Origin of the sequence: Ornithinibacillus sp. 4-3 (genome assembly GCF_040958695.1) — a bacterium.
In the GTDB taxonomy this organism is placed as follows: Bacteria; Bacillota; Bacilli; order Bacillales; family Amphibacillaceae; genus CALAMD01.
The window spans coordinates 2,530,861-2,543,328 of sequence record NZ_CP162599.1 but is presented as its reverse complement, the minus strand read 5'-3'; the positions used below and the strand labels follow the sequence as shown (position 1 = coordinate 2,543,328).

13 protein-coding genes are annotated in these 12,468 nt (G+C 35.5%); 5 read left to right on the top strand and 8 right to left on the bottom strand.

The window, feature by feature from the left end; all coding sequences use genetic code 11:
- Positions 1 to 142: 142 nt before the first annotated feature.
- The 3 genes from AB4Y30_RS12455 to AB4Y30_RS12445 are packed head-to-tail and all read left to right on the top strand — an operon-like array spanning position 143 to position 3,481.
- Entirely contained in the window at positions 143 to 1,084 is a 942-nt protein-coding gene (locus tag AB4Y30_RS12455; protein WP_368652558.1) for an AAA family ATPase, read from the top strand.
- On the top strand, positions 1,084 to 2,292 hold the full coding sequence (locus tag AB4Y30_RS12450) for a DUF58 domain-containing protein (RefSeq protein ID WP_368652557.1): 1,209 nt from the start codon (positions 1,084 to 1,086) through the stop codon (positions 2,290 to 2,292). Before AB4Y30_RS12455 ends, AB4Y30_RS12450 begins: the two co-directional genes overlap by 1 nt.
- Positions 2,282 to 3,481 carry a DUF4129 domain-containing protein gene (locus AB4Y30_RS12445; RefSeq protein ID WP_368652556.1) on the top strand — a complete coding sequence of 400 codons (1,200 nt, stop codon included), beginning with the start codon at positions 2,282 to 2,284 and terminating at the stop codon, positions 3,479 to 3,481. The genes AB4Y30_RS12450 and AB4Y30_RS12445 overlap by 11 nt, the downstream gene beginning before the upstream one ends.
- A gap of 327 nt (positions 3,482 to 3,808) precedes the next feature.
- Here AB4Y30_RS12445 and AB4Y30_RS12440 read toward each other — a convergent pair whose 3' ends face one another.
- The 8 genes from AB4Y30_RS12440 to AB4Y30_RS12405 form a co-directional block, all read right to left on the bottom strand.
- Positions 3,809 to 4,156 (bottom strand): CrcB family protein, encoded by a 348-nt coding sequence (locus tag AB4Y30_RS12440; RefSeq protein WP_368652555.1) that lies wholly within the window; start codon positions 4,154 to 4,156, stop codon positions 3,809 to 3,811.
- Positions 4,153 to 4,551: a fluoride efflux transporter CrcB gene (gene crcB, locus AB4Y30_RS12435; RefSeq protein ID WP_368652554.1), complete on the bottom strand. Its 399-nt coding sequence runs from the start codon at positions 4,549 to 4,551 to the stop codon at positions 4,153 to 4,155. The genes AB4Y30_RS12440 and crcB overlap by 4 nt, the downstream gene beginning before the upstream one ends.
- The gene (locus tag AB4Y30_RS12430) at positions 4,527 to 4,952 is read right to left on the bottom strand and encodes a Fur family transcriptional regulator (RefSeq protein ID WP_368652553.1); all 426 of its coding nucleotides are present in this window, start codon (positions 4,950 to 4,952) and stop codon (positions 4,527 to 4,529) included. The genes crcB and AB4Y30_RS12430 overlap by 25 nt, the downstream gene beginning before the upstream one ends.
- Before the next feature lie 18 nt (positions 4,953 to 4,970).
- On the bottom strand, positions 4,971 to 5,819 hold the full coding sequence (locus AB4Y30_RS12425) for a metal ABC transporter permease (RefSeq protein WP_368652552.1): 849 nt from the start codon (positions 5,817 to 5,819) through the stop codon (positions 4,971 to 4,973).
- A 15-nt stretch (positions 5,820 to 5,834) separates the two neighbouring features.
- The gene (locus tag AB4Y30_RS12420) at positions 5,835 to 6,590 is read right to left on the bottom strand and encodes a metal ABC transporter ATP-binding protein (protein ID WP_368652551.1); all 756 of its coding nucleotides are present in this window, start codon (positions 6,588 to 6,590) and stop codon (positions 5,835 to 5,837) included.
- Between the two features lie 16 nt (positions 6,591 to 6,606).
- Positions 6,607 to 7,545 carry a metal ABC transporter solute-binding protein, Zn/Mn family gene (locus AB4Y30_RS12415; protein ID WP_368652550.1) on the bottom strand — a complete coding sequence of 313 codons (939 nt, stop codon included), beginning with the start codon at positions 7,543 to 7,545 and terminating at the stop codon, positions 6,607 to 6,609.
- 190 nt (positions 7,546 to 7,735) lie between these two features.
- Positions 7,736 to 8,911 carry a M20 family metallopeptidase gene (locus tag AB4Y30_RS12410; RefSeq protein WP_368652549.1) on the bottom strand — a complete coding sequence of 392 codons (1,176 nt, stop codon included), beginning with the start codon at positions 8,909 to 8,911 and terminating at the stop codon, positions 7,736 to 7,738.
- 419 nt (positions 8,912 to 9,330) lie between these two features.
- Positions 9,331 to 10,749 (bottom strand): amidase, encoded by a 1,419-nt coding sequence (locus tag AB4Y30_RS12405; RefSeq protein WP_368652548.1) that lies wholly within the window; start codon positions 10,747 to 10,749, stop codon positions 9,331 to 9,333.
- Positions 10,750 to 10,985: 236 nt separating this feature from the next.
- Between AB4Y30_RS12405 and AB4Y30_RS12400 the strand changes: the two genes are divergently transcribed.
- Positions 10,986 to 11,660 (top strand): GntR family transcriptional regulator, encoded by a 675-nt coding sequence (locus AB4Y30_RS12400; protein WP_368652547.1) that lies wholly within the window; start codon positions 10,986 to 10,988, stop codon positions 11,658 to 11,660.
- Positions 11,661 to 11,677: 17 nt separating this feature from the next.
- Positions 11,678 to 12,466 carry an enoyl-CoA hydratase-related protein gene (locus AB4Y30_RS12395; protein ID WP_368652546.1) on the top strand — a complete coding sequence of 263 codons (789 nt, stop codon included), beginning with the start codon at positions 11,678 to 11,680 and terminating at the stop codon, positions 12,464 to 12,466.
- Positions 12,467 to 12,468 lie beyond the last annotated feature (2 nt).

The following is a 12,468-nucleotide window of genomic DNA, read 5'->3' as shown; positions in this document are numbered from 1 at the left end:
TGTTTCGATTCTATTCTAGTTGGTGGAACTTGATGAATGAAGATAAGAGATTTATTTTATAAAATAGAGGGAGCATCTTTCCCTCTATTTTTCTATAATGCAAGCTCTCTTTAAAGACAGAACCAAAGGGGATTTTAATAAAATGGAAAAACTAAATGAAGCGAAAGAAGCCGTCAACCGGGTTATTTTTGGAAATGAAGAAGTCATTGATTTATTATTTATCGCAATATTAGCTAAGGGACATGTGCTGCTGGAAAGTGTTCCTGGAACAGGCAAAACCAAATTAGCCAAAACTTTTGCACGTGTAATTGATGGGGCATATAAACGTGTACAATTTACACCAGATGTATTACCTAGTGATGTTACTGGAATTCGGTTTTTCAATCCAAAAAATCAAGAATTCGAGCTACGTGTAGGTCCTGTAGTAACAAATGTGTTATTAGCAGATGAAATTAACCGTGCAACACCAAAAACACAGTCTAGTTTATTAGAGGTTATGGAAGAACAGCAAACAACAGTAGACGGGGAAACAATTACTATTCCACAGCCATTTATCGTAATAGCTACACAAAACCCAGTAGAAAGTAATTATGGTACTTTTCCACTACCAGAAGCACAGCTTGATCGTTTTCTTTTCAAAGTAGATCTTGGGTATCCTTCCTTAGAGGAAGATTTACAAATTCTCCAAACTTATCGAATGAATGATCCATATGATGCAATTGAATCTATATTAACCTTAGACTATTTAACGCAATTACAAAATGAATTAAAAGCATTAACATTATCAGATGTAGTGACAAATTACTTACTTGATTTAGTTCATGCTACACGAAATCATGTTGATGTAGAAATCGGAATTAGTCCACGTGGTATGCTTGCTCTAATGAGAGCAGCCCAGGCAAGAGCATATATAAATGACAGAAAGTTTGTTACGCCTGAAGATCTTAAGCAGCTTGCTCCGTATGTGTTTGAACATCGTTTGATTTTAACAATGGATGGCATGATGAAGAAAACATCACGTCAAGTCATTGAAGAGATTATGCATGCTATTCCTGTCCCAGTAGAAGCAGGAGAAGGAAGATAATGATGTGGCGAAAAGATGTTCATTTTCATAATCAGCGAAGTATGGATTTTTTACTTCTGATCATTTTAGCACTAGCCATTTTGGGCTTGATTATGAAACAGCCTTTTATCTATTTGTTAACAGGTTTAATTGGAGCATATTTTCTTATTACAATTTTATATGATCGATATGTGGGGAATCGGCTAGAATTAAGAAATGAGCGAATGACAATAAAGCTGTTTCCAGAGGAAGAAGGGCATATTGTTTTTGAATTTCAAAATAAATCCTTTATTCCGATGATTAATGGCGAATTTCGATTTCGAAGCAATCGTAATATTCGTTTTACCAAACATCCGAGCCCAGCAGACAAATATTGGCGTATTATTGATGTTCCTTTATCCATAACTGGTAGGAAGAAAATTAAACTAGCTTTGCCATTTATAGCTGAGGATCGAGGAATTGCTAAGATAAGTAATATAAATTATTCCTTTCCACACTTATTACAATTTCAAAACATGCGGATAGATTACAATGCACCTTATTTATTGGAAATTGTTGTTTTCCCTAAATTATTACCTGTACAACGATTAGAAATTGCTTTTCAAAATCAGGGTGGATCCCAAAGAGTTCCTTTTTCACCAATGGAGGATTTGTTAGTCCCTCTTGGAACAAGAGAGTATAGCTATAGTGATCCATTTCATCGGATCAATTGGAAGGCAACAGCTAAGACACAAAAGATGCAGACAAATGTCTATGAACGGGTAATCGATATGTCTTTCCTATTTATTGTGAATATCGGAGCCTTTTATGGGATGCGTCATGAATCTGCAACAGATTACGAAGATTATTTATCCTACGCAGCATTTTTAACAAAATATGCTGCAGAGAAAGAATTTCCATATGAGCTTTATATCAATTCACGAAGACCAGGAAAGACTCCTTATATGCATTTGCCAGAAGGAGAGGGAAAGAACCACTATGCACATGCTTTAGAAATGCTTGCACGTATTCCTCACGAAGCAATGGTAGTACCTTTTGAACATATGCTTTATCGAATTGGGCAACAATTACATACATCAAAGACGATTATTTTGATTGGAGAGCTCACATCAGAGGCTAAAGAGATAGTAGACAATTGGGAGAAGCATCACCGAGTTCTGCAATTAGAAATACAGAATAATCAAGCGGTTTTGACACCAAGGAAAAGAGGGAGAATAAATGCGAAATAAACATTCACAATTAACGAATGCTTATTGCTTTATGTCTGAAGCAATCATTCTCTTTCTACTTTGTCTTCCGTTTTTACATGCCATCTATGATTTTAAACCCTACTGGAGCTACTTAGTAATGGTCGGGTTTATGTGTGCCTTATTTACGCTGTATACCCGAACTAATCATCAAGCGATTTATATACTTACAGCCCCAATATTTATGGTTATAGCTTGGTGGATTGGACTCCCAATCTTCTTTTGTACCGTAATTCCTATTTTATTAACATGGCGATATATTTTACTTCGTGAAGGAAAAGTAGAATATACAGAGGTCAATTATATTGTTTCCACAGTTATGTTAACAGTCGTATTGGTATTTTGGATCAAAGATATAGAAATCGTTTTATACGCTGTTTTTTTATTTCTTATAATTATCATTGGATATTTATTGAGTCATCTTCTTGTTATTGAAAAAGAAGATCAAAAACAATTTCAGACACGAACTTGGCTTTACTTACTAGGAATCTCGTCTGCTGTTGGGATTATTATCTATTTTCTATTTGATATTTTAAGAGGATTAGTGGCACAAGTATGGTTTATTCTTCAAAGCATATTTTTATTTGTTATCAGAGAGGTATCTCGACTTATTCTTCCTTTTCTTGATTTTGAAATAAGTCCAGGTGAACAACCAGAGTTAGAAGGAGAAGTGGATGGAGATTATAATGATTTAATTGGAGATCTAGAACCTTCTCAATTACCAAATTTCCTTCCATACATAATTTGGGGAGTTCTTATTATTTTAGCGGTTATTGCAATATTTATTGTGATGCGTTTACTGAAAAGAAAATTTACACCAGAAGAAACAGAAGAAATCTCTTCTGAGTCTGTCACTTATGAGCAGTTAACAGGAAAAACAAAGGAAGAACGAAAAAGTTTTTCGGAGCGTATGCGTAAGATGTTTAGAGGCTCTATGCATCCAGCAAGAAAAGCTGTATTACACTTTGAACGATTTGCTAAGAAGCAGGGATTAGGTCGTCAATCTTCTGAGACGATTGAAGAATGGCTTAAGAGAATAGAGATAAATACGGATATAGGTATTTATCAAAGGGTTCGTTATGGAGATATGGAAATTAGCGAGGAAGAGCTCCAACAATTAAAAGATGAATTAACAGAAATGGAAACGAGACTGAAGCAAAATGAGACTTAGTCTCGTTTTCTTAGAGATAAGAAAGTATAAAGGATTTGCACAAATTAATTCTTAGGCAGAGATAGCGCTGTCTAGCTCCGAGCGCCAAAAACTAAGAGATTTCACGTCACACCCTACAATAAGTCAACATCGGTTCTGTTTTATAAGGAGGCCCAACTAAAACCAGGCTCAAGCCTAACGTTGGATACCCCTGAAGGGGCATGTTTCCTTTATCTCGGTTGTGCCGCTCCAATCTCTACGTTTTTCGACGCATAGGACGTGCTAGTGCAGGACGTTGTGCTCGTGAAGTCACGTTTTTAGCCTGTAAGGGAGCTCTGCGCTTTTCGTTCATGAGAGTAGATAAAAAATAAATGCAAACATACCAATGTTTATTACTATGGAGCTACACACATAGATAATAGCTTGGATATACTTTTTCTCTATTAGCATTTGAATGGTTTCATTACTAAATGTAGAAAAGGTCGTATAAGCTCCACAAAATCCTACTCCTGTTAAGAGCCAAATAGGCATGTGGATAGTATTTGTAGTGTAAAGATAGAAAAGAAAGGCAAGCAAACCTGAACCAGAAATATTAGCAAGCCACGTGCCAATAAAATGTCCCTTTACCAAATTGGCTAATCCAAAACGCGTTATACTGCCGAAGAATCCTCCAACAGCAACCATAATGAAATTCATATCCTGATTTTCCTCCTTAATGCACATTTATATCCGAGCCAGCAAACGAAAATACCGAGAAATACACTGGATAAGACATAGATAAGTGCTAATAAGGAATCTGTTTTCCACAATTGAACGGCTTCCATTGAAAATGCAGAAAAAGTAGTAAATGAACCAATGATTCCAACTGTAATTGCTGTAAATACTTGTGGAGAAATTCTTTTTCTCAAAGTTTCTAAATGAAAAATGAAACCAAGTAGAAAGCAACCAATTATATTAGCAGTGAATGTAGCTACTGGAAAGCCATATGTAACAGGAAGGAGGAAAGATAGGGTATACCGTAATGTTGCGCCTATCATTCCTCCACAGCCGATCAAAAGATAAGTATTTACTTGGCGTATGTTTTTTGACATGTAGGACATAATCCATAAATTTCAAATTTATGGCCTTCTATTTCATAATCTGTTAACATACTTTCCACTTTATCCATAGGACAAACACTAATTGCTTTCGTTTTTCCACATTCATTGCAAATAAAATGATGGTGATGATGTGCATGATCACATCTGATTCGATAATGTCGCTCAGCATTCAACTCAGTAGATTCTAAAATTCCTAAATCATGATACAGTCTGAGATTACGATAAACGGTATCAAAACTAATTCCTTTATATCTAGCTTCCATATACTCATTTAAGTCTTTAGCTGTGCGATAACCATCTGCTTCATAAAAATAATGGACAATATCCTCTCTACGCTTGGTTACTTTATAACCTTTCCTAACTAAAATATCCATCGCTTGTTTGACATCCATCTATTCATCGCCTCTTTCTTATACAAATTTTCTTTGTCTTGAAAGTGAAATTCGTTTCAATACTATCGAGATGATCAAAATGACTAACGCAATGATAACAATGGTTCCTCCTGGTGGAATACTAAAATGATAACCACTAATTAATCCAGTAATAACAGCCGTTTCTCCAAAAACAATGGAAAGAAAAATCAATTGTTTAAAGCTATTGGCAAGACGCATTGCTGCAGCAACAGGTAATGTCATTAAGGCTGATACAAGCAATACACCAACAATTCGAATAGAAGCGGCAATCACTAATGCTGTTAATACGATAAAAATAAAATGAATCAATTTTGAATGAAGACCTGATACTCTTGCATGTTCTTCATCAAAGGACAGGGTAACAAGTTCTTTGTAAAAAATAAAGAGAATAATAACAACAAAAATCGTGATAAATAAAATAGTGTATAAATCATTACGGCTTACTGCAGAAACTGAGCCGAATAAATATCCGAATAAATCCGTATTAAACCCATTTGCTAAAGAAATAAATACAACACTTAATCCTACCCCTGCCGATAAAATAATTGGTATACCAATCTCCTGATAGCTTTGGTAAATACTTCGTAATCGCTCAATTAAAATTGCCCCAAAGACGGAAAAAGTCATTCCACTATATAAAGGTGTAATAAAAGTAAACATCACCGTTTTTTCTAAAAATAAACCAAAGGCAATACCAGCTAAAGTAACATGTGATAATGCATCAGCAAGTAATGATAGCCGACGCACAACAAGGAAGGAGCCTAATAATGGTGCAATGAACCCTGTTAATAAGCCAGTAAAGAAGGTATTACGTAAAAAATCAAATTGTAAAAAATCCGCTAGCATGATATTTCCTCCAAATTAATGATCGTGAACAACGACATGTACAGGATGTCCGTATATTTTCGACAATTCTTTCTCTGATAAAGAAGAGTATTCTTGTGGTTTACCATGAAAATGCAAGGTTTGATTTATACATGCGACCTCAGTAGCATATTGTGTCATTACTCCAGTATCATGTGTAACGAGTAAGAGTGTAAGTTTTTCCTTAACATTTAGCTCATGTAAAAGTGAGTAAAATCGTTCTACATTTTTAATATCAATTCCAACTGTAGGTTCATCTAAAATTAATAATTTAGGATCATTAACTAATGCTCGAGCTATAAAAACTCGTTGTTGCTGACCACCAGAAAGTTGCCCTATATTTTTGTGAATATAATCTTGCATGCCAACCTGATGAATGGCTTGAATAACTTTTTCTTTATGCTTTTTATTAAAAAACTTTAAATAACCAATTTTAGCAGTTAATCCCATAGCAACTACTTCAAATACGGTTGCTGGAAAACCTTTATTAAAGGAATTTGCCTTTTGGGAAACAAATCCAATTCGATTCCAGTCTTTAAAGGCATCAATAGGTTTATCTAATAAAGTAATAGAACCTTTTTGTACTTTTAATTCCCCTAAAATTAGTTTAATTAACGTAGTTTTCCCACCACCATTAGGACCAACGAGTCCCATAAATGTACCACGCTTGATGGTTAAATTTATATTGCGAAGTGCTATTTTATCTTCATAAGCATAATTGATATCTTTTAAAGTAATGACAGAATCACTCATGAATATCCACCTTTTATTACTCCGTAGCTTTGCGGAGTACTTCTAAATTTTTTTCCATTAGGGATAAATAATCCTCTTTATTTTCTATATCTGATGCTGTTAACATTTCTAAATTATGAATTTCTAAAGCATCTGCATGAATATGTTCTTGAATAATCTTAGCAGTTTTATTAGAACTATTTTGCTCGAATATAACATATTTTAGTTGTTGTTCCTTTGCCATTTTAGTAACTGCAACTAAATCCTTTTGTGATGGCTCTTCACTAGAAGTTAGCCCGCTCACAGGAATTTGTTCAATTCCATATCGTTCCTCCCAATAACCATAAGCTGCATGAGACACGATAATAGAAGGGTGATGCTTATCTGCTAGTGTATCAACATATTTTTGATCAATTTCTTTCATATTTGCTTCAAATGTTGCAAAGTTCTGTGTGAAAGTTTCCTGTAGTTCAGGATTTAATTCACTTAGATCTTCTGTAATGATTTTCCCCATTTCAATCATTCGCAATGGATCAAACCAAACATGTGGATCAAAATGATGATGCTCATCGTGCTCGTGATGATTGCCATGGTCATGAGTGTGATCATGGTCAGCCTCCATAAATAATTCTTCATGCTTGCCAATTTCCACAAATGTTATATCTTGTGATGTGAGTGCATCAGCTGCTGTTTCTACAAATGACTCCATGCCTGCACCTAGATAGATAAATGCATCAGCATTCGCCATTTTTGTAATTTCCTTTGAAGTTGGTTCATACGTATGCGCATCTACACCTGGTGGATAAATTGATTCAACCATTGCCACGTCTCCTGCAATATTTTCCACAATGTATTGAATAGGGTAGATAGAAGTAAATATAACGAAATCATCATCAGAGAATTCTTTTTCAGATGAACTACAAGCTGTAAGTAATAAGCTGATGACAATGATCGTAATGATTAAATATTTTCTCAAAAACAGTTCCTCCTACTATTATACAGTACTGAACTATTTTATAGTAAGCATTACGATTTGTACATAAGAATGATTACGATTTTTTAAAAAAAGAAGGAAAATAATGTGCTGAGAAGGGTGAAGGGGGATAGAGGTATGAAAAAATGCAAGAATAAGTGAAATAAACACTTATTCTTGCATGCTTCTATTTTTACTCGTTTAAATAATCAAATACAGTTGCTAGAAATAGACGTCCAATATAAAGCATCGATTTTTCATCTACATCAAAGCGTGGATGGTGATGTGGAAATACTTTGGACTCATCTTCTACTTTTCCACCAACCCAGAAGAATGTTCCAGGTTTTTCTAATAGATAATAGGCAAAGTCTTCCATTCCCATTTGTTTAGAAATATGTTTAATTTTCTCTTCCCCAAATAATTTGGTAGCGATACGTTCCACGCGTTTTGTCTCCGCAGGATCATTCACTACTGCTGGATAACCACGAACATAATTATATTCAATTTTTGCTCCAAGTGCATTTGCCGTTGAAGTAGCAATTTGTTCGATGGAAGCTTCAATCAGATCGCGTACATCTGCATCAAATGTTCGTACAGTTCCTGCTAGTCTCGCTGTATCTGGAATAACATTGAAGCTATCTCCACCTTGGAATGTAGCAACAGTAACTACTGCTGGCTTAACAGGATTAACTTGTCTACTTACAATTGGTTGGAGGTTTAATAGAATTTGGCTACCTACAACGAGTGGATCAACACCTAAATGAGGAGATGCAGCATGTCCGCCTTTTCCAGAGATTTTTATTTCAAATGTATCTCCACATGCCATAGCTTCCCCTTCTTTTAAATTGATTTGTCCTAATGGATTTGCAGAACTAACATGAGCACCATAGACAACATCTACACCATCTAAGCAACCATCTTCAACCATGAATTTTGCTCCACCTGGAATTACTTCTTCAGCGAATTGGTGAATAAATACGATATTACCAGGGATTTCATCTCGAACTTCACTTAGCACCTTTGCAACGCCTAGTAATCCAGCTGTATGAATATCATGACCACAAGCATGCATGACACCAGGTACGCGTGACTTGAATTCTAAATCAGTTTCTTCCTGGATAGGAAGTGCATCGAAATCGGCACGTAAAGCGACTGTCTTTCCAGGTTTTCCGCCTTTAAGTGTCCCAACAACACCACGACCACCAACTTCTGTTTTTACATCAATACCTAATGAAGTTAAGTACTCAGCAACTTTCTTTGGTGTGTTCACCTCTGTGTGCGAAAGCTCAGGATACATATGCAAATCTCTTCGGAATTCTACTATCTCTGGAAAAACTTCTTCTAATCTGTTAAATAAAGAATCTAGCATGTTTATACATACTCCCTTCAATAAGTGAAATTAAAATAATCTAATAGAGGATGTTCAAAAAGTCCAATAAAAATGACACGATGAATAGAGGAACTTCGACTAAGTTCCGACACGTCCTGTATCGAACGTCGAAGTCATCACATCACGCGCAAGTTGTTGACGTCATTTTTCCGATACTCACGTATTTAAAAGCAGAGAGGAACTTCTGTTAAAATCGCCCACGTCCTGTGGGCAACACAGAAGTCACCACCACACGCGCAAGTCCGTTCGTAAAAATAACGTCGCCTTGAACTTTCGACGTACAGGACGTACTAGTATCGGTGTTGCAACAGGACGTTGCGTACTTAACCGATGACAGTCCTTTTTATCGCCCTTTTTGAACACGAACTAATAGAGGGAAAACCATCTTCCATATATAGTTATTCAGCGATTTTAGGTTTTATTTTCCCAAATTGTGTTGCTTGTTCGAATGCATGGGCAACCTGTAAAACTTTTAGATCAGCATGATGAGGGCCAACAATTTGTAATCCAATAGGTAAGCCATCTTCTGTAAATCCAGCTGGAACAGAAATGGAAGGGCTACCAGTTACGGTTACAAAATATGCAGATTGCATCCAAGAGATATAGTTATCCATTTTTACCCCGTTTAGCTCTGTAGGATATTCAAGATCTACATCAAATGGTGGAAGCTGACTTACTGGCATAATAAAAATATCGTATTCTCCGAAAAAATTACGCATATTATTATAAACCTCTACCTGTAATTGCCCAGCTCGAGCCACATCCTCACGAGTAGAATTCATTCCTTTTTCGATATTCCAAATCATCGTTTCTTTCAAATCATCTTTAAAGTTTTTATAAGTTGCTTCATGATTTATAGCAAATTCATGTGCACGAATGGTTTGGAATACTTCTTCCGCTCCGGTTAAATCTGGTGAGGCTTTTACTACCTGACAACCTAATTTTTCAAATACTTTTGCAGATTCTTCCACTGCTTTTTGCACCTCTGGAAGAACAGGAATTTGTCCGTCTAAATCTGGTGACCAAGCAACTTTTATTTCTGATAAATCAATATCTAATGATTGCTCGAAGATAGAGCCTGGCTCGTCAATTGCTAATGGCACTCGATTATCTGGGCCAGCTAATACAGTAAGCATAAAAGCAACATCTTCTACACTACGAGCAAGCGGTCCTTGTACACCCATTGTTGCATATAGTCCTGATCTTGGTATAGATGGAACACGCCCAGGTGAAGGGCGAAAACCAATAACATTATTAAATGATCCAGGATTTCTTAAAGACCCACCCATATCACTTCCATCAGCAAATGGTAACATCCCACTAGCTAGTGCAGCAGCAGCTCCTCCACTACTTCCACCTGCAGATCTTGCTAAGTTATATGGATTTCTTGTTGGACCAAATAATTTATTAATCGTATGAGATCCAGCTGCAAATTCTGGTACATTTGTTTTACCAATAATAATAGCGCCGGCGTTTCGTAAACGTTCTGTCACTATATCATCCTGTTGGGCAATGTTGTCCTTAAAGGGTTTAAATCCACTAGTTGTAGGTAAACCCTTCACATTATATGTATCTTTAATTGCGATAGGAAGTCCATGGAAAGGTCCTATCTCTTCACCAGCCTGTAATTTTTTATCTGCTAAATCTGCATCCTTTAATGCTTGCTCTTCATTTAAATTTACAATGGCATTTACTTCTGGATTTACTTTTTTGATTTGTGCTAAAAAGGCTTCCATCACTTCACGTGCTGTTAATTCACGATTTTTAATTTTATGTGCTAACTCTTTTGCTGAAAGAAAACAAATATCTAAATTCATTTTTTACCTCCTCTAGTTGTGCGTATTGTGTAAACGTTTTCTCTTCATAATCAATTTGAGTATATGATAAAATATAATATTTTGCAATATTGTCTGAAAAATTGAAATTCAGATAAAGAAGAAATAATTGTGACAAAATTAGTAAAAAAATCTTGAAAAAGAACGTTTTTACTCGTATAATCAGTATAAAGTTGACTGTCGACAATTTTAAAAAGAAAGAGATAGGAGTTGCTAAAGTGAGTAAAAATCAAATTATAGATAATAATTCGCTATCTCATATCATTGCCGAAAAAATCACAGAACAAATTATCACTGGTACATTACAGCCAGGAGAGAAAATCGTTGAAACTGTCTATGCAGAAGAATTTGGCACAAGTAGAGCACCTGTTAGGGAAGCATTATATCTTTTAACCATAGAAGGATTAGTTGAGAGAATACCGAGAAAGGGTGCGGTAGTAAAAGGATATTCAGAAGCAGAGATTCGTAATTTGCTAGAAATTCGCATGCTTTTAGAATCTCTAGCAATGAAAAGAATTGCAGAGAACGGTGTTGAAACAGAGCTATTACAAGTAATGATTGATTTATTGCAAGAGATGAAAAGAAATAAGGAAGATATAGAGGCTTATGCTTTGCTAAATCAAAAATTTCATAATTGCATCATTAGTATGGGTGAAAGTGAAATTATAAAAAATATGTATGCAAGGCTAGGAAGACCACTGCTTTCACTACAACGTATATCTTTTCTTGGTGAAAGAAATATAGATAAGTCTGTACAAGAGCATCAAGAAATTGTTAAGAAATTAGAAGAAAACGAGATAGCTGCTGCAACAGAAATATTAGTTCGTCACAATGAAGAATCCATGAAGCGCATTGAGGTTCATTTAAAAGATAATTTAGTCACGAGTGGCTAAGGAAGGGGAAAACACATATGCGTGTAAAAATCACAAGAATTGAAGAAGATGGGAAAATTACATTACAGGAAAGTGCTGGAATTGCAATTGTAACGATTCATCGCCCAAACTTCAAAAATGCGATGACAAAGAAAATGTGGAATGAATTGGCATCCATAGGTCGGGAAATACCGAAAAATCCGCGCACTCGAGTTGTTGTCCTAAAAGGTTCTAAAGGTTCATTTACCGCAGGATCAGATATTAAAGAATTTTCACGTATGACATTAGAGGAAGCAGATGAAGCGTTTCGTATTATGGAAGATGCAATTTCTACTTTTGAAAGACTACCGATCCCTACCATTGGACTAATTAATGGATACGGAATTGGTGCAGGATTTCAATTAGCATTAGCATGTGATTTAAGAATTGGTACACATGAGACTAAAATGGGTATTCCTGTAGGTGGTCTTGGAATTACATTAAGTAAAAAGTTTGTCAAAAGAATTGTTGAAATGGTGGGACCAAGTAGAGCGAAAGACTTCGTGTTTACAGGAAGGCTTTTAGATGCAGAAGAATCATATCAATGGGGACTGCTTAATTATTTAGTAACAGAAGATGAGAATCCAAGTAACTTCATTATTAATATGGCTCATAAAATTAAAGAACAATCACCAGCTTCCTTACGTGCAGTGAAGGAAGGCGTAGCTTATGCAACACATTCTATTGACATTCCATATCCAAGTCATTTTGAGTCAAATGTTGATCCACATGACTTCCCAGAAGGTGTGCTAGCATTTAAAGAAAAGAGAAAACCTAATTTTAAATAAAA